Annotated in this window: 17 protein-coding genes and 1 pseudogene; 17 read left to right on the forward strand and 1 reads right to left on the reverse strand. The window is 42.5% G+C overall.

All coding sequences use genetic code 11. The features are described from left to right. The 17 genes and pseudogenes from BN161_RS08005 to BN161_RS08085 all read left to right on the forward strand — a co-directional run. Nucleotides 1–383: pseudogene (locus tag BN161_RS08005) on the forward strand (hypothetical protein); the annotation flags it as partial. 338 nt (nucleotides 384–721) lie between these two features. Beyond that, nucleotides 722–1,186, forward strand: a complete 465-nt coding sequence (ndk, locus tag BN161_RS08010; protein ID WP_044264733.1) for a nucleoside-diphosphate kinase — start codon at nucleotides 722–724, stop codon at nucleotides 1,184–1,186. Between the two features lie 121 nt (nucleotides 1,187–1,307). Then, nucleotides 1,308–2,039: a type III pantothenate kinase gene (locus BN161_RS08015; protein WP_044264735.1), complete on the forward strand. Its 732-nt coding sequence runs from the start codon at nucleotides 1,308–1,310 to the stop codon at nucleotides 2,037–2,039. Continuing rightward, on the forward strand, nucleotides 2,026–3,288 hold the full coding sequence (locus BN161_RS08020; RefSeq protein ID WP_044264738.1) for a PorV/PorQ family protein: 1,263 nt from the start codon (nucleotides 2,026–2,028) through the stop codon (nucleotides 3,286–3,288). Before BN161_RS08015 ends, BN161_RS08020 begins: the two co-directional genes overlap by 14 nt. A gap of 38 nt (nucleotides 3,289–3,326) precedes the next feature. Further along, nucleotides 3,327–4,643, forward strand: a complete 1,317-nt coding sequence (locus BN161_RS08025; protein ID WP_044264740.1) for a tetratricopeptide repeat protein — start codon at nucleotides 3,327–3,329, stop codon at nucleotides 4,641–4,643. Nucleotides 4,644–4,654: 11 nt separating this feature from the next. After that, nucleotides 4,655–5,302, forward strand: coding sequence for an LPS export ABC transporter periplasmic protein LptC (lptC, locus tag BN161_RS08030; RefSeq protein ID WP_044264742.1), 648 nt, complete (start codon nucleotides 4,655–4,657; stop codon nucleotides 5,300–5,302). A gap of 3 nt (nucleotides 5,303–5,305) precedes the next feature. Beyond that, nucleotides 5,306–6,562: a hemolysin family protein gene (locus BN161_RS08035; RefSeq protein ID WP_044264744.1), complete on the forward strand. Its 1,257-nt coding sequence runs from the start codon at nucleotides 5,306–5,308 to the stop codon at nucleotides 6,560–6,562. A 120-nt stretch (nucleotides 6,563–6,682) separates the two neighbouring features. After that, entirely contained in the window at nucleotides 6,683–8,821 is a 2,139-nt protein-coding gene (locus BN161_RS08040) for a SurA N-terminal domain-containing protein (protein WP_044264748.1), read from the forward strand. Between the two features lie 152 nt (nucleotides 8,822–8,973). Beyond that, nucleotides 8,974–10,014 carry a 23S rRNA (adenine(2503)-C(2))-methyltransferase RlmN gene (gene rlmN, locus BN161_RS08045; RefSeq protein WP_044264751.1) on the forward strand — a complete coding sequence of 347 codons (1,041 nt, stop codon included), beginning with the start codon at nucleotides 8,974–8,976 and terminating at the stop codon, nucleotides 10,012–10,014. 69 nt (nucleotides 10,015–10,083) lie between these two features. Next, the gene (locus BN161_RS08050; protein ID WP_044264754.1) at nucleotides 10,084–11,145 is read left to right on the forward strand and encodes a DUF4837 family protein; all 1,062 of its coding nucleotides are present in this window, start codon (nucleotides 10,084–10,086) and stop codon (nucleotides 11,143–11,145) included. Between the two features lie 168 nt (nucleotides 11,146–11,313). Then, a complete protein-coding gene (gene pdxA / locus BN161_RS08055; RefSeq protein ID WP_044264756.1) occupies nucleotides 11,314–12,411 on the forward strand; it encodes a 4-hydroxythreonine-4-phosphate dehydrogenase PdxA in 1,098 nt (365 codons plus the stop codon). A gap of 1 nt (nucleotide 12,412) precedes the next feature. Next, the gene (locus tag BN161_RS08060) at nucleotides 12,413–13,657 is read left to right on the forward strand and encodes a sigma-54 interaction domain-containing protein (protein WP_044264758.1); all 1,245 of its coding nucleotides are present in this window, start codon (nucleotides 12,413–12,415) and stop codon (nucleotides 13,655–13,657) included. Next, nucleotides 13,644–14,171, forward strand: coding sequence for an LptE family protein (locus tag BN161_RS08065; protein ID WP_007212964.1), 528 nt, complete (start codon nucleotides 13,644–13,646; stop codon nucleotides 14,169–14,171). Before BN161_RS08060 ends, BN161_RS08065 begins: the two co-directional genes overlap by 14 nt. An 8-nt stretch (nucleotides 14,172–14,179) precedes the next feature. Then, a complete protein-coding gene (locus BN161_RS08070) occupies nucleotides 14,180–15,013 on the forward strand; it encodes a hypothetical protein (protein ID WP_044264762.1) in 834 nt (277 codons plus the stop codon). Between the two features lie 4 nt (nucleotides 15,014–15,017). Beyond that, nucleotides 15,018–15,395, forward strand: coding sequence for a preprotein translocase subunit SecG (secG, locus tag BN161_RS08075; protein ID WP_044264763.1), 378 nt, complete (start codon nucleotides 15,018–15,020; stop codon nucleotides 15,393–15,395). Between the two features lie 142 nt (nucleotides 15,396–15,537). Continuing rightward, nucleotides 15,538–16,929 carry an MFS transporter gene (locus tag BN161_RS08080; RefSeq protein ID WP_044264764.1) on the forward strand — a complete coding sequence of 464 codons (1,392 nt, stop codon included), beginning with the start codon at nucleotides 15,538–15,540 and terminating at the stop codon, nucleotides 16,927–16,929. A gap of 19 nt (nucleotides 16,930–16,948) precedes the next feature. Then, on the forward strand, nucleotides 16,949–17,332 hold the full coding sequence (locus BN161_RS08085; protein ID WP_044264784.1) for a PqqD family protein: 384 nt from the start codon (nucleotides 16,949–16,951) through the stop codon (nucleotides 17,330–17,332). Here BN161_RS08085 and BN161_RS08090 read toward each other — a convergent pair. Further along, entirely contained in the window at nucleotides 17,282–18,346 is a 1,065-nt protein-coding gene (locus BN161_RS08090) for a DUF4831 family protein (RefSeq protein WP_044264766.1), read from the reverse strand. The two genes, BN161_RS08085 and BN161_RS08090, sit on opposite strands and share 51 nt — an antisense overlap. Nucleotides 18,347–18,470: the final 124 nt, after the last annotated feature.

An 18,470-nucleotide genomic window follows, 5' to 3' on the forward strand; every position in this document is an offset into this window, starting at 1 on the left:
TGTTACCCTATGAAACTAAAAGTGAGAAATTGAAGAATGAGATCGCTTCAAAAGCTAAAGCTATATATTATTTGCGGGATTCTTGTTTAATAATACCCTATGATTATGAGGATATGAAAGTAAATGAATCGGATTCCATTCGTAATCCTCGGAAGACTAGTATGTTGCCAATTCCTAATTTCCGCTCTTGGGATGATGTATTTACTTTGCCGTTTTATCAAGAAGCAGTTATTTATCTCCTTGACGCAGAAAAAGGTTGTTTCCTACCTGCTGATTGTCTTACTATATCTGGAGTAGGACTAGCCAAGGGATGGGAACATGGCTATACTAAGGGATTAGCTTTTTATAAAAACTCTGTTGTTTATTGGCTTGAAGTTTGGTAAATATATTGAGTGATATTTCTTGTGCTGAATCTCCGTTCAGCCGGATATGCCATCGGTTATCTTTTAGCATAAGGCTTTTTAATCCGCTATTTAATTTTCCCCTTTTCTGAAAGCTAAATGTTTTTAGAGATGGGGATTATTTATTGTCTTTTGTTGGAGAATCTCAACTAAATAGTTTACTTTGTCCTTACTCGTTTATATGCTCACATTTGTATTCGTCATCCAATAATTTACATAAAAAGACTCTAACAGAGTGCTATTCTCAAGAAAAATAGTATTTTTGGAAGAATTATTGAAAAGGATACCTTTATATATAACTTTAAAAAGAACTGACTATTATGATGGAAAAAACACTGGTTATTTTGAAACCATGTACCCTCCAAAGAGGCTTGGTAGGTGAGATTACGAACAGATTCGAACGTAAAGGTTTGCGTCTGGCCGGAATGAAAATGGTTCAGCTGACGGATGAAGTGCTCAGTGAGCATTACGCCCATTTAAGTGCGAAACCCTTCTTTCAGCGCGTGAAGGATTCGATGATGGCCTGTCCGGTTATCGTGTGTTGCTTTGAGGGGGTAGATGCCATTGAAGCGGTGAGAGTTTTGACCGGCCCTACCAATGGCAGGAAGGCAGCTCCCGGAACCATCCGCGGAGATTACAGTATGAGTTTCCAGGAAAATATCGTTCATGCATCCGACTCACCTGAAGCGGCTGAAGTGGAGTTGAAAAGATTTTTTAAACCAGAAGAAATATTTGACTATAAGCAGGCTACATTCGACTTCCTGTATGCTAATGACGAGTATTAGCGAGGAAAAAGAAAAATAAGTTTGCGATAAACTACGATGATGTAGTAAGGAAAATGTCGACTACAGCTTTCAAATTCAATTAAAGTCGTATCTTTGTGCCCGGAAAATTAATCTTCATTCAGTGAACCTGGTTATTGATATAGGAAATACGGTGGCAAAAGTAGCTGTCTTTGATGGTGTTTCACTATTGGAAGTGGCGTATGACTCTAATCGTAATTTGGAGCATCTGTCAGACATCTATAGTAAATATCACTTTGAAAAAGCAATTGTTGCCACGGTCATCGACTTGAGCGAGCAAGTGCTGGCACAATTGGCATTACTTCCCACGCCTGTGCTTTGGCTGAATGAAACGACTCCACTCCCGGTGGTGAATCTATATGAAACACCCCGAACGTTGGGGTATGATCGTATGGCTGCCGTGGTGGCTGCCAATGAACAATTTCCCGGAAAAGACATACTGGTGATAGATGCCGGCACGTGCATTACGTACGAATTTGTGGATGCCGAAGGACGCTATCATGGTGGGAATATTTCCCCGGGTATGCAGATGCGTTTTCGGGCGCTTCACCAGTTTACCGGACGCTTGCCGCTGGTGCAACGCGAAGGACGTGAACTCCCGATGGGAAAAGATACTGAAACTGCCATCCGTGCAGGAGTTTTGAAAGGTATGGAATATGAGATTTCTGGTTACATAGTGGCTATGAAACATAAATATCCTGAACTTTTGGTTTTTTTAACGGGCGGGGATGATTTTTCTTTTGATACAAACTTAAAAAGTATCATCTTTGCAGACAGATTTTTAGTGTTGAAAGGATTAAATCGAATTTTAAACTATAATAATGACAAGATTTAGACAAACACTTTTGGTGCTTTTGCTCACGATATTATCTGGAGCGACGGTCGCTCAAAATAATACAAATTCTCCCTATACACGATACGGATACGGACAACTGGCAGACCATGGGTCAGGTAACAGTAAGGCAATGGGTGGCATTGCTTATGGTTTACGTGACAAATATCAGACCAATTTCGCGAATCCGGCATCTTATACGGCGGTCGATTCGTTAACTTTCATGTTCGACGGAGGTATTTCTATGCAAAACACCAACTTCAGTGATGGAGTAGTGAAGATGAATGCCAAGAACTCAAGTTTTGACTACATTACGATGCAGTTCCGTCTGTCAAAAAAAGGAGCCATGAGTATAGGATTGTTACCTTATTCCAATGTGGGATATAAAATGGGTAACTATCAGGAAAACACTGAAATTCCGACTTCCTCAGCCAGTACAACTTATTCCGGTGAAGGAGGGTTACATCAACTTTATATAGGCGCAGGTTTTAAAATTATTAAAAATCTTTCCGTTGGTGCGAATATTTCGTATCTTTGGGGAGATATAACACATACGCGGCAACAGTCATTTACATCTAACTCAAATATCATGCCGTTGACAACGCTTACCGGGATGGAGATTACGAGTTATAAACTTGACTTTGGAGCGCAGTATACACAGCAATTCGGTAAGAAACATGCGGCTACTTTGGGAGTCGTTTTCTCGCCGGGACATAATTTGGGAAATGATGCGTATGTACAAACCCAGCTGGGTAATAGCACAACAGGATATACTACAACGCAGAAGGACACTATACTGACAATGGGTATTCCTATGACGCTGGGCGCAGGTGTGACGTATGTGTACGATGACCGTCTGACAGTGGGTGCGGATGTGATGTTTCAGAAATGGAACAGTGTGACATTCATGAATGACCCGGATGCGTTCTGTAATAAAGTGAAAGTTGCTTTAGGTGCGGAATATATTCCTAACATGATGGGTAGAAGTTACCTTTCACACATCAAATATCGTTTGGGAGCTTATTATTCTAAACCTTATTATAAGATAGATGGCGTACGTGCCGCAAATGAGTATGGAGTAACTGCCGGTTTCGGTTTGCCTCTTCCACGTAGCCGTTCCGTATTGAGTGTTTCAGCACAGTATGTGAGAACGCAAGGCACGGAAAGCAAATTCTTGAACGAGAATACATTGCGTCTTTGCATTGGCGTGACATTCAATGAACGTTGGTTCTGGAAGCGTAAAGTTGAATAGTGAAGAATAGACAATATAACAACTAAAATTTAAATACAATGAAGATTAAAACGCTTGTAGCTGTCTTGCTCCTTTCGGGTGGAGTAACCAGTGTCCTGGCACAGGAAGATTGTAACAAGAACAGTAGTATTTCTCATGAAGCGGTAAGAGCTAATAACTTTAAAGATGCTTATTTGCCGTGGAAAGAAGTTCTGAAGGATTGCCCTACGTTGCGGTATTATACATTTACGGATGGTATTAAAATATTATCATCCTTCTTGAATGATATAAAGGACCGTAATTCTGCTGATTACAAGAAGTATTTTGATGAGTTGATGGAGGTTTTTGACTTGAGAATGAAATATACTCCGGATTTTATGCATTTGAAAGGTACTCCTTCTGTGGGTGAGGTTTTGGGTAATAAAGCCATTAATTATATTGCTTATGCTCCCAACATTGATGTGAATCAAGCGTATACATGGTTGAAAGAATCCTTGGAAGCAGAAAAAGGTGGCTCTAAAGGTCCTATCCTCCACTATTTCTTGGATATGTCTTTGAATAAGTTGAAAGGTGATCCTAATCATAAGGAACAATTCATTCAGGATTATTTGACTGATTCCGAATATGCCGATGCTGCTATCGCTGCGGAAGATGACGCGAAAAAGAAAGCTGCTTTGCAACAAGTGAAAGAAAATCTTGTTGCGATGTTTATCAATAGTGGTACTGCTGATTGTGAGTCTTTGCAGGGTATTTATGGTCCTAAAATTGAAGCTAACCAATCAGATTCTACTTATTTGAAGAAAGCTATCTCTATCTTGAAGATGATGAAGTGTACGGAAAGCGAAGCGTATTTCCAAGCTTCTTATTATATGTATAAGATTGACCCGACTGCTGATGCTGCTACCGGCTGTGGATTTATGGCATACAAGAAAGGGGACTATGATACGGCAATCAAATACTTTGATGAAGCATTGTCATTGGAAAATGATAACGAAAAGAAAGCTCAGATTGCTTATGCTGCTGCAGTTTCTTTATATAATGTAAAGAAGCTTTCACAAGCCAGAAGCTATTTGCAGAAAGCTATCAGTTTCAAAGAGAATTATGGTGATGCTTATATCTTGCTTGCACAGCTTTATGCTTCCAGCCCGAATTGGAATGATGAGCCGGCTATGAATAAGTGTACATACTTTGTTGTTATTGATAAGTTGCAACGTGCTAAAGCTGTAGATCCGAGTGTAGCAGATAAAGCAAACGAATTGATTTCAACGTATGCACGTTATACACCGAAGGCTGAAGACCTCTTTATGTTGGGTATTAAAGCTGGTGACCGCGTTACAGTAGGCGGTTGGATCGGTGAAAGCACAACGGTTCGATAAGAAATATAAATATGTTACCACAACGAAGTAACGTTCTATTTTGTAGAAGTTTGAGCATAACCATTGCCTTTGGGGCAGTGGTTATGCTTCTTTTATTTTCCGCCTGTTCCGGACGGAAAAAGGATATGGGAGATGCCATCACCGAACGCGATTCATTGCCTGTGATGGATACGAAAGGAGTGGTGACTTTAATTTCTGACTCTGGTGTTACCCGCTATCGCATTAATGCTGAAGAATGGCTGGTTTTCGATAGGAAAAATCCACCCTATCAAGCTTTCGAGAAGGGAATTTATCTGGAGAAGTTTGATTCTGTATTTAATGTGGATGCCAGTGTGAAGGCGGATACGGCATACTTTTTCGATAAGCAGAAGTTGTGGAAACTAGTAAGTAATGTACATATTCAAAACCTGAAAGGTGAGAAGTTCGATACTGAGTTATTATATTGGGACCAGAATAAACATACGATCTATTCCGACCAGTTTATCCGTATTGAACAACCGGACAGGATCATTACTGGTCATGGTTTCGATTCAAATGAACAAATGACTGTTTATAAAATAAGGAAACCGGAGGGCATCTTTTACGTAGATGATGATGCCACAGTTCCTGCAGACAGTGTGCAAACTGGCAGTCTGCCAAAAGATAGTATCAAACCATAAATTATGGATACCTATATTTATTTATTGATTACTATGGCTTTCTCCGCTTTCTTTTCGGGTATGGAGATTGCTTTTGTTTCCGTAGACAAACTGCGTTTTGAAATGGAACGTAAGGAAGGATTGACTTCACGCATTCTTTCTTATTTCTTCCATAATTCCAATAGCTTCATATCTACCATGTTGGTAGGTAATAATATTGCGCTGGTTATTTATGGTATTCTCATGGCGCAAGTTATCAAAGTCCATCTTCTGGGCGATTTGATCTCCAATGATTTCGTGGAAGTGTTGTTACAGACAATCATTTCTACGCTTATTATCTTGGTAACAGGTGAATTCCTTCCTAAAACCTTATTTAAGATTAACCCCAATCTTGTATTAAAAGTATGCGCTTTTCCGCTACTGATTTGTTATATCGTTTTGTATCCGGTGTCTCAGCTGGCTTCCGGATTATCTTACCTTTTCTTGCGTCTGTTCGGGATGAAGATCAATAAAGAAGCTTCGGACAAGGCTTTTGGAAAAGTAGACTTGGACTATTTTGTACAGTCCAGTATCGATAATGCTGAGGATGAAGAAGAACTGGATGCCGAGGTGAAGATATTTCAGAATGCGCTCGACTTCTCCAGTATTAAAATACGCGATTGCATCGTACCCCGCACGGAAATTGTAGCCGTTGACCTGACTGCCACTCTGGAAGATTTGAAAAGTCTTTTTGTTGAGTCCGGTATCTCCAAGATTATAGTGTATGACGGCAATATAGATAATGTGGTAGGGTATATCCATTCGTCCGAAATGTTCCGCAATCCTGCCGACTGGCGGAATAATGTAAAAGAAGTACCCATTGTGCCCGAAACCATGGCAGCGCATAAACTGATGAAACTGTTCATGCAGCAAAAGAAAACGATTGCTGTAGTGGTGGATGAGTTTGGCGGTACGTCCGGCATTGTTTCACTGGAGGATCTGGTAGAAGAAATATTCGGTGATATTGAGGATGAACATGATAATACTTCGTATGTATGCAAACAGATTAGCGAAGACGAATATGTGCTTTCCGGTCGTTTGGAAATAGAAAAAGTTAATGAGACATTTGATCTGGATCTGCCGGAAGAAGATGATTATATGACGGTGGGTGGATTGATCCTGAACCGTTATCAGAGTTTCCCGAAATTGCATGAAGTAGTGACGATTGATAAATTCCAGTTCAAAATTATTAAGGTTACAGCCACTAAAATAGAGTTGGTACGTCTTAAAGTGGTGGAATAATAACAGAATGGCGTAATTTTTTAAAGAATAAATAGATGCGTATTAGCATTTTTTGTATCTTCGTGCGCTAAAATGAAGTTTGGAGAAAATATAATAAACAAATAAATCATATTAACTAAAATGGCAACATTACAAAACATTCGGTCTAAAGGACCCTTATTGGTGATTGTTATTGGTTTGGCGCTGTTCGCTTTCATTGCGGGAGACGCATGGAAGGTATTGCAGCCACACCAGTCACATGATGTAGGAGAGGTTAACGGAGAGTCACTTTCCGCTCAGGATTATCAGAGCTTGGTAGAAGAATATACTGAAGTTGTGAAATTTTCCAGAGGAACAAGTGCACTCACAGATGAAGAAAACAATCAGATTAAAGATGAAGTTTGGAGAAACTACGTTAACAATAAGTTGATTGAAAACGAAGCAAAAAAACTTGGTTTGTCAGTCTCTAAAGCAGAACTCCAGTCAATCATTGATGCAGGTGTACACCCGATGTTGCAGCAGACACCGTTCCGTAATCCGCAAACTGGTGCTTTCGACAAAGATATGTTGAAGAAGTTCCTCGTAGATTACTCTAAGATGAACACAGCGCAGATGCCGGCACAGTATGCAGAATATTATCAGTCTATGTACAAGTTCTGGTCTTTCCTTGAGAAACAATTGGTTCAGACTCGTCTGGCTGAGAAATATCAGGCTTTGGTTTCAAAGTCTCTTTTCTCTAATCCGGTAGAAGCTCAGGATGCTTTCAATGCAAGAGTGGATCAATCTGACATGTTGCTGGCTGCCATTCCTTATTCTTCAATCGTAGATTCTACAGTGACCATCACAGATGCGGATCTGAAAGCTGCTTATGACAAGAAGAAAGAGCAATTCAAACAATATGTGGAAACTCGTAACATCAAGTTTATTGATGTACAAGTAACTGCAAGCCCTGAAGACAGAAATGCTATCCAACAGGAAGTAATGGAATATACTGAACAACTTGCAGGTACTCCGGGTGATTATTCTACACTCGTTCGTGCTGCCGGTTCTGAAGTACCTTACATTGATCTGTATTATACTTCTAAGGCATTGCCTACCGATGTAGCTGCTCGTCTGGACTCTGTTTCAGTAGGTGGTGTATATGGTCCTTACTACAATGCGACTGACAATACGATCAACTCGTTCAAGAAATTGGCTACTGCTTCAATGGCAGACTCTATTCAGTACCGTCAGATACAGGTGGTTGCTGAAGATGCTGCGAAGACAAAAACTTTGGCTGACAGTATCTATACTGCCATCAAAGGTGGTGCAGATTTTGCTGAAATCGCTAAGAAGTATGGTCAGACCGGTGAGGCTACCTGGATTTCTTCTGCTAACTACGAAGGTGCACAGTTGGATGGTGATAACCTGAAGTATGTGAATACAATCACTACTCTTGGCAAGAACGAAATGACCAACCTGAACCTGGCACAGGCAAATATCATTGTACAGGTGATGGATAAGAAGGCTGTTAAAGATAAATATAAAGTAGCCGTTATTAAACGTCCGGTAGAGTTCAGCAAAGAAACTTACAGCAAGGCATACAATGAATTCAGCCAGTTTATCGCTTCTAACCCGACACTGGAGAAGATGGTAGCTAATGCTGAAGATGCTGGTTATAAGCTTTTGGATAGAAACGATTTGTATAGTTCTGAACATGGTATCGGTGGTATCAGAGGTACTAAAGGAGCTTTGAGATGGGCATTCTCTGCAAAAACTGGTGAAGTATCCGGTTTGTATGAGTGTGGCGAAAGTGACCGTATGTTGGTAGTGGGCGTTTCTGCTATTGTTCCGGCTGGTTACCGTCCGTTGGCTTTGGTGAAAGACCAACTGAGACTTGAATTGCTTCGCGACAAGAAGGCTGAGAAGATTATGGCTGACATGAAGGCTGCCGGCGCTACTTCATTCGATCAATTTAAAGCTATGCCTGAAGCAGTAAGCGATTCAGTGAAACACGTAACTTTTGCAGCTCCCGCTTATGTTCCGGTATTACGTGCCAGCGAGCCGTTGGTAGGCGCTTATGCATCGATTGCCGAATTGAACCAACTGAGTGCTCCGATAAAGGGTAATGGCGGTGTATTTGTTCTTCAACCGTATGCAAAAGATAAACTGAACGAAACTTTCAACCAGGAAACAGAAGAAACTACGTTGCAGAATATGCATGCCCGTATGGCAAGCCAGTTCCTCAACGACTTGTACCTGAAAGCTGATGTGAAAGATAGCCGTTATCTGTTCTTCTAAGAAATAACGATAATTGAGATATGAAAAGCCGTCTGATAATATCAGGCGGCTTTTTCTTTATCCCTGTGTCTCATTTTCTGCGCCTGCAATTGCCTTTGTGCAACTTTATTCCTACCTTTGCAAAGATAAACTGGAAAGATTGATAGATAATTATGCCGAAACAAACTCTTTTAGGACTGACACTCACTGAATTGCAAGAGGCAGTGAAAAGACTGGGAATGCCCGGGTTTTCCGCCAAACAGATTGCTTCATGGATGTATGACAAGAAAGTGAACTCCATAGACGATATGACCAACTTGTCGCTGAAACATCGGGATCTCCTGAAAGATGTCTACGAAGTAGGAGCGGAGGCACCTGTGGAAGCTATGCGTTCCACAGACGGTACGGTGAAATACTTGTATCGGGCAGGTGATAAGAACTTTGTAGAGGCGGTTTATATTCCCGATGAAGATCGTGCCACACTTTGTGTATCTTCTCAGGTGGGATGTAAGATGAACTGTAAATTCTGTATGACGGGTAAGCAAGGCTTCAGTGCCAACCTGACTGCCAATCAGATAATCAATCAGATAAATTCTCTTCCCGAGCGGGATAAATTGACCAACGTGGTGATGATGGGCATGGGCGAGCCTCTGGATAATCTGGACGAGGTGCTGAAAGCTCTGGAAATCATGACTGCTTCTTATGGATATGGATGGAGTCCCAAGCGGATCACACTCTCTACCGTTGGTTTACGCAAAGGATTTCAGCGCTTTATAGAAGAGTCGGAATGTCATCTGGCTGTCAGCTTACATTCTCCGGTTGCCTTGCAACGTCGCGAACTGATGCCTGCTGAGAAATCTTTCTCTATCACTGAAATGGTAGACTTGTTAAAAAACTATGATTTTAGTAAACAGCGTAGACTATCTTTTGAATATATTGTTTTTAAGGGTGTGAATGATTCGTTGCTCTATGCTAAGGAATTGTTGAAACTCTTGCGTGGACTGGACTGCCGTATCAACCTCATTCGCTTTCATGCCATTCCCGGTGTAGATCTGGAGGGAGCGGATATGGAAACAATGACTAAACTCCGTGATTACCTGACTTCCCACGGTTTGTTTACTACGATACGTACTTCCCGCGGTGAAGATATATTTGCCGCTTGCGGCATGCTTTCCACTGCCAAACAGGAAGAGAATAAACAAGAATTAATATAAATTATTAACTTTGGCTCGGATGATATACGTATTCTTCGTAGTTTTGTAAAAACATTAACTGGTAAGTATATGAGAAAGCAGCTGTTTTATTTAAGTCTGACTATTGTAGCAATTGCCCTTTCCGCATGTAGTGGCGGTAAGAAAGGCGTGTTTGGTGCGACTTCAAGTGGTCGTGCGTATGAAATCCTGGTAGTGGTTGATCCCGCTATGTGGGAACGTCCTGCCGGTAGGGCGCTTTATGATGTACTTGATACGGATGTACCGGGGCTTCCCCAGTCCGAACGTTCTTTCCGTATGATGTACACTTCTCCTGCCAACTATGATGCTACGTTAAAGTTGATTCGTAACATTATTATCGCTGATGTACAGGATATTTATACCCAGCCTAAGTTTAAATATGCGAAGGATGTGTATGCTGCTCCGCAAACTATCCTGACTATACAGGCTCCTGATGAAGCTTCTTTCGAGCAGTTTGTGACGGAAAACAAACAGACTATCATTGATTTCTTTACCCGTGCGGAAATGAACCGACAGATTACGTTCTTGGAAAAGAAGCATAATGATTATGTGACGACAAAAGTAAAGAGTATGTTTGATTGTGATGTTTGGGTACCTGCTGAACTTTCTTCTACCAAGCAAGGAGAGAACTTCTTCTGGGCTGGTACGAATGCAGCTACCGGCGACCAGAACTTTGTTATTTACTCTTTCCCGTACAAAGATAAGAATACATTTACCAAGGAATATTTTGTGCAGATGCGTGACTCTGTCATGAAGGCTAACATTCCGGGAGCGAAGGAAGGCATGTATATGGCAACTGACTCCTTAATGACCGATGTTCGTCCTCTTAATGTACAAGGAGAGTATGCGCTGGAAGCTCGTGGCCTGTGGCGTATGAAGGGGGATTTTATGGGTGGTCCGTTTGTTTCGCACATGCGCTTGGATCCGGTGAACCAACGTATTATTGTTGTGGAAGCCTTTATTTATTCACCTGATAAGTTGAAACGTAATCTGATGCGCCAGATGGAAGCTTCTCTTTACACTTTGAGAGTGCCGGGTGATAAACAGACAGGAGCTGAGATTCCATTGGGCGTGACGAAAGAGCAGAGTAAAGCTACTGATCAAGGAAAATAATATTGAGAATGTATACGAATTAAAGAGATAACTTTCATCCGCAGATTACGCGGATTGCACAGATTTGTTTAAATCCCAATCTGCGTTATCCGCGTAATCTGCGGATGAAGATTTATCGTTGGAACTTCTGGCACATTCTTATCTAAAATGATATATATATATTGAAAAATGGAAGATAATAAAATAAAAGTCGGCATTACACAAGGAGACATAAACGGTGTGGGTTATGAAGTTATTCTGAAAGCATTCTCCGACCCCGTTATGCTGGAACTGTGTACACCTGTTATTTATGGCTCCCCTAAGGTGGCAGCTTATCATCGCAAGTCACTTGATTTGCCGACAAACTTCAGTATCGTGAACTCTGCTGCGGAAGCGGCTTACAACCGCTTGAGTGTAGTGAACTGCACGGATGATGAAGTGAAAGTAGAATTCTCAAAGGCAGATCCTGAAGCCGGAAAGGCTGCACTCGGTGCATTGGAAAGAGCTATCGAGGAATATAAAGAGGGATTGATTGACGTGATTGTCACAGCTCCCATCAACAAGCATACCATTCAGTCGGAAACTTTTGCATTTCCCGGTCATACGGAATATATAGAAGAGAGACTGGGCAATGGTGCCAAGTCATTGATGATTCTGATGAAAGATGATTTCCGGGTGGCATTGGTTACCGGACATATCCCTGTCAGCCAGATTGCTTCGACTATAACGAAGGAACTGATAGAGGAGAAACTGGCTATCTTCAACCAGTCGTTGAAGCAGGACTTCGCTATTGATGCACCGCGCATTGCCGTACTTTCTCTGAATCCGCATGCGGGAGATGAAGGTCTGCTGGGAAAAGAAGAAGAAGAAATTATCATTCCGGCATTGAAAGAGATGTCTGCCAGAGGCATTTTGTGCTATGGACCGTACCCGGCTGACGGCTTTATGGGTTCAGGTAATTTCACTCATTTTGACGGTGTGCTTGCCATGTACCACGATCAGGGACTGGCACCGTTCAAAGCACTGGCGATGGACGAAGGTGTGAATTATACTGCCGGGTTGCCTGTGATACGTACTTCACCGGCTCATGGCACTGCATACGATATTGCAGGAAAAGGTTTGGCGAGTGAAGACTCTTTCCGTCAGGCTATTTATGTGGCTATCGACGTGTTCCGTAATCGCCTGCGTGATAAAGCAGCACATGCCAACCCTTTGCGAAAACAATATTACGAAAAGCGTGATGACAGCGATAAGCTGAAACTCGATAGTGTGGAAGAAGATTTGTAGAATGACGAAAGCGGAAATACAACAAGTAAAGTTACGATTCGGCATCATTGGCAACAATGAAACATTGATGCGTGCGATAGACGTTGCTATACAGGTGGCGCCTACCGATCTGTCTGTACTGATAACCGGAGAAAGTGGTGTGGGTAAGGAAAGTTTTCCCCAGATCATTCACCAGTACAGTCGGCGTAAGCATGGTCAGTATATTGCGGTGAACTGTGGTGCCATTCCCGAAGGAACTATTGACTCGGAATTGTTCGGTCATGAGAAAGGGGCTTTCACCGGTGCCATCGGTGAACGGAAAGGATATTTTGGTGAGGCGGATGGTGGAACGATTTTCCTGGATGAAGTGGGAGAGTTGCCTTTGCCTACGCAAGCACGCCTGCTCCGTGTGCTGGAAAGCGGAGAATTCATAAAAGTCGGTTCATCCAAAGTGCAGAAGACCAATGTACGCATTGTGGCAGCTACCAATGTAAACTTGACACAGGCTATTTCCGAAGGACGTTTCCGTGAAGACTTGTATTACCGTCTGAACACTGTGCCTATCCAGATACCCCCTTTGCGTGAGCGTGGAGAGGATGCATTTCTATTATTCCGTAAGTTTGCTTCGGATTTCGCCGAGAAATATCGTATGCCTGCCATCCAGTTGACGGAAGATGCCAAGCAGCTATTGATTTCCTACTCGTGGGCCGGCAATGTGCGGCAATTGAAGAATATAACGGAACAGATTTCCATCATTGAAACCAACCGTGAAATCAATGCTTCTATATTGAAAGGATATTTGCCGGAACAGAATACGATGCAGCGGCTGCCCGCTTTGTTCGGCGTCAAAGAAACCAAGAGCTTTGAGAGTGAACGGGAAATCTTATATCAGGTTCTTTTCGATATGCGTCAGGACGTGACGGAGCTGAAAAAGCTGGTACATGAGATTATGACCGAACGTGGAAAAACTGCCGCTCCGGCTGTGCCTGCTACTTATTATGCCCAACCGCCTGCCGTAGTGACTCCTGTTTCTCCGAGCGTGCCTACCATTATTCATCCTTCCATAAAGCCGTCCCACAACATTGATGAAGATATACAGGACACGGAGGAGTATGTAGAAGAGTCTCTCTCGCTGGATGAGGTGGAGAAAGAAATGATACGGAAAGCCTTGGAAAAACATCATGGTAAACGCAAGAGTGCGGCAAAGGATCTGAATATTTCCGAGCGTACCTTATACAGAAAGATTAAAGAATATGGATTGGATTAAAAAAATAGCCTCGACAGCTTTGTTGTTGAGCATCTTACTGGTAGTAAATTCGTGTAGCATTAAGATAGGACTTGCCCCGATCAGTTCGATTGACTACTCTAAAGTAAAAACTATTTCGATAGCGGATTTTCAAAATCGTGCAGAGTATGTATATGCCCCATTGGCTACTGAATTTAACCAGAGCCTGAAAGACTTGTTCATGCGTCAGACACGCTTGTCACTGGTCAATAGTAACGCCGATCTTGAAATTGATGGTGAGATTACCGGTTATAATCAATATAACGAAGCGGTGGATGCCAGTGGATATTCTTCAAAGGTAAAAGTTACTTTGACTGTGAAAGTTACTTTTGTGAATAATACGGATCATAAGGATGATTTCACGGATCAGCAATTCTCTGCTTTCCAAACTTATGATTCTTCTAAGCTGCTGACCGAAGTGCAAGATGAATTGATAAGCCTGATGGTGAAAGACATAACAGAACAAATCTTTAACGCAACCGTAGCTAACTGGTAATAAAAGGAATGACGCCTGTACATTTGCAACAATGGATACAGCATCCCGAGGCGTTGAATCGGGATACCTTGTACGAACTTCGTACGCTGGTAGTCCGTTATCCTTATTTTCAGTCCCTGCGATTGCTCTATCTCAAGAATCTCTATGTGCTGCACGATATCAACTTCGGTGCAGAATTGCGTAAAGCGGTATTGTATGTATCAGACCGCCGTGTATTGTTTTATCTGATTGAAGGTGACCGCTATGCACTCCATCCCCATACTTCCGCACATGCAGTGGGAAAGGAGTTGGAAAAGGAGCCGAGTATAGACCGTACCCTTTCGTTAATAGACGCTTTCCTTGCCACTGTTCCGGAAGAACATTCACAGACAAGGGAATTGGATTATGCAATGGATTATACCGCTTACCTGATACGGGATGATGAAGAAACGAACGAAACAGATACCTCATCAACTACCCCGACGGAAGTACCGAAATTGCGTGGGCAGGATCTGATAGATGGTTTCATTCGCCAAAGCGAAACGGAAGAAGGTATCAGCCTGAAGTTACCCAGAGAAGACAACCCGCTTTTATTGCCGTTGATTGAAGAAGAAACGGATGAGGCAGAAGAGGAAACGGTGGTTGTTGCCGACGAAACTCCCCGGTCGGCAGTAGAGGAAACAGAGCAGGATGATAGCTGTTTTACCGAGACTTTGGCTAAAATCTATATCAAACAGCGCCGATATGACAAGGCTCTTGAAATTATTAAAAAATTAAGTTTGAATTATCCAAAAAAAAATGCTTACTTTGCAGACCAAATCAGATTTTTGGAGAAATTGATTATTAACGCTAAATCAAAATAACAAAATGTACTTATTCTTAGTTATCTTAATGGTGGTTGCATCCTTGTTGATGTGCTTCATTGTATTGATTCAAAATTCCAAAGGAGGCGGTTTAGCATCCGGCTTTTCTTCTTCTAATCAGATTATGGGCGTACGCAAGACTACTGACTTTTTGGAAAAAGGAACATGGTTCCTGGCAGGATTTATGGTCGTAATGAGTATTGCTACTGCCTATGTTGTTCCCTCTTCTTCCGGTAAAGGCGGTGATGTGATTCTGGAACAGGCACAGAAAGAAGAGAAAACCAATCCGTACAACATGCCTACTGGTACAGCTGCTCCGCAGACAGAAGCTCCCGCAGCTCCTGCAACGACTGCTCCGGCTGCTGAAGATTCAGCTAACTAAAGTTATGTGCGGATGAACCGCAAAAAGAAATAAGAGAGAGGTTGACGCCGAAAAGGTGTCAGCCTCTTTTCTTTTTATGCCAGATTTAATTACCTTTGTCGGGATTATGCAATCTGATTAATAATTAATCTAATATAGTACAATGACAGAACAATTAAAACTTAAATTGAATGACTCGAAAGCTACCCGCTGGGGAGCATTGGTGATTGTTGCCTTTACGATGATGGCAGCTTACTATGTAAACGACGTGGTAGCACCGCTGAAAACGATGTTGGAGTCGGATCTTGCCTGGACAAGTAGTGATTTTGGATTCTTCACAGGTGGATACAGTTTCCTGAATGTATTCTTCTTGATGCTGATCTGGGGAGGATTAATTCTCGACCGTTTTGGAATCCGTTTTACCGGTAAATTGTCAACCATCCTGATGGTGGGAGGTACGGCACTTGAGTATTATGCCATGACAGGGCTTGCCGGTCCGGATGCACAGATCTTCGGTCTTAATGAGATTTTCGGTTATAAAGCAGGGGTATTTGTCGCGTTTGCCGGTTATTCTATTTTCGGTGTAGGTGCGGAAGTTGCAGGTATCACAGTCTCTAAAATTATAGCCAAATGGTTTAGAGGTAAAGAGTTGGCTACGGCTATGGGCGTGCAGGTAGCATTGGCACGTATCGGTTCGCAAGCAGGTTATGCAGTGGCTATTCCTTTGGCGCGTGCTTTCGGCATTACGACTCCGGTATTGGTAGGTTTGATTTTGCTGTTGGGCGGTTTGGTTGCTTTCTTTATCTTCTCAGTGATGGATAAGAAGCTGGACAAGCAGATGGAAGCGGCAGTCATAGCGGCAGGTACCGAGGGGGAGGAAGAGAAATTCTCCTTTAAGGATGTGAAGAATATCCTCGTTAATCCGGGCTTTTGGTTGATAGCTTTGCTGTGCGTATTGTTCTACTCTTGTGTATTCCCTTTTCAGAAGTTTGCTTCCGAACTGATGATTATCAAATATGGTATCAATGAAAACGTAGCAGGAACTTTTGCCGGACTACCGGCGTTGGGAGCACTGATCCTGACTCCTATATTCGGCGGATTTATAGATAAGCGTGGTAAGTCGGCATCTATTATGATATTGGGAGCTGCCATGCTGATAGGCGTGCACTTTATTTATGCTATTCCTGCCATTAACTATTGGTTGGTAGCTATTGGTTTGATGATTATTCTGGGTATTGCTTTCTCTTTGGTGCCGTCTGCTATGTGGCCTGCGGTTGCCAAGATATTCCCGGTGAGCCAGTTGGGTACAGCTTATGCATTGATCTTCTTCATCCAGAATATTGGTTTGTGGGGGATTCCTACGCTGATTGGTAAAGTACTTGATGTCTATTGTATCGTAGGCAAGAAGGCAGATGGAACAAATCTGTACGATTATACGATACCGATGTGCATCTTTACCGGTATTGCCTGCTTATCTCTTGTGGTAGCCTTTATGTTGAAGAGAGCAGATAAGAAGTATGGCTATCAACTGGAGGAACCTAATATTCAAGGATAAGTAAAAACAACTCATGGATATGGAAACATCTGAAGGAAAAGTCAGTCTGCTGGATGCTATTCCGGTTCGTTGCGACCACATCCTGACCGAATGGGAAGGAGATTACGCTGTAATCTCCTATCCCCGGTTCAAGTATGAATGGATGCGCAGGCTTTTGCTGCCGAAGAGTATGTCTCCTGATATTCATGTCCGCCTTGAAGAACACGGCAGTGCTGTGTGGCGGCTGATAGACGGACGGCGTACGGTGCGGGAGATTGTCTCATTGCTTGCCGATCACTTCCATCCTGATGAGAATTACGCTTCACGGGTCACGACCTATGTGATGCAACTACGGAAAGATGGATTTATAAAATTACTCTCCTCTGTCTACTTTAACCAAAGCTCCCGTGCTGGTATCGAATAATACTTTTATCACAGAATTCTTGTTGAACAGGACAGGGGCGAGGTATTCTACTACACCGAATTGCGTAACAGGAATTTCTGCATTATACAGTTCCTCATTGTGATAGTCTAATGTTACACGTGCTCTGCCCGGTACATTGTAGGCAATGCCATCCACTTGTTTCTTGGGATCGGCTTCGGGGATATTAATGCTTTTAAGATCGGCTATTGTAATGTAGACCGGTTCACCTGCCAAGTCGTTGTTGGCTACGATACCCAGTTTCTTAGAGAAGCGGAAGGCAACTTCATGCTTCATCTCTTTGGGGACGATGCGAATGGTGTATATCTTCTCTTCTGTGGTCACTTTACCTGCAAACATTTCCGTCATGGCACGTTCCTGTAAAGTCAGGTTGTCCAGCATGAGCTTCAGTTGTGCACCGTCTTTGGGCATATTGTCTGCTTCACCACGCAACAGGGCGTTCTTACTTTCACGGATACTGTAGATTTCTTTGGCTACCAATTCCGCCATTTTAGCCGTTGAGTTTGACATCAGGATTTCTTCTGTGAGGAAGTCTCGGGGATTGACGTTCGGAGTGTTACCTGTAACTTTGGGTTGAACGTTCGGAGTGGTCTTACGTTGTCCGCTGCCCAGCGGCATGTTGATGGAGTAGACAATACCATCCTTACCCAACTCGATAAGCGGGGCTACGGTTTTGTCTTTCATCTTCACGAAATATACGTTTTCTTTATCGGGTACACCGATTACTTCTGTCTGCATCTTGTCCAGTGTCCAATAAGTTTCCGGTTCGGAAGAGACGTTGTTCAGCCGCAGATAACGTTCGGCATACTTGGAGAATTCTCCGGGAGTGTAGGTATGTTTGGTGGCTTGTACGGTAAGTTCGATTTCCGTTTTCGGAAGTACGTAAGTTACGCCGTAATCCTTGCCACGTGTGACACCTGCCGTCACTTCTGTCTGCGCTATGGCAGAAACGGAGAACAACAGGGCTGAGAGTAATACTATATTCTTTTTCTTCATAAGTCGCGTTATTTAAACGATTTCGGTTAAGGGACAAAGTTAATGAAGTTATTTTTGTCAAGAGTAGAATTATGGAATATTAACAAAATCGACCTTTTAAGGGAGGTATCGGTGCTTTTCGCTT

This window comes from Bacteroides timonensis, assembly GCF_000513195.1.
Lineage (GTDB): Bacteria > Bacteroidota > Bacteroidia > Bacteroidales > Bacteroidaceae > Bacteroides > Bacteroides timonensis.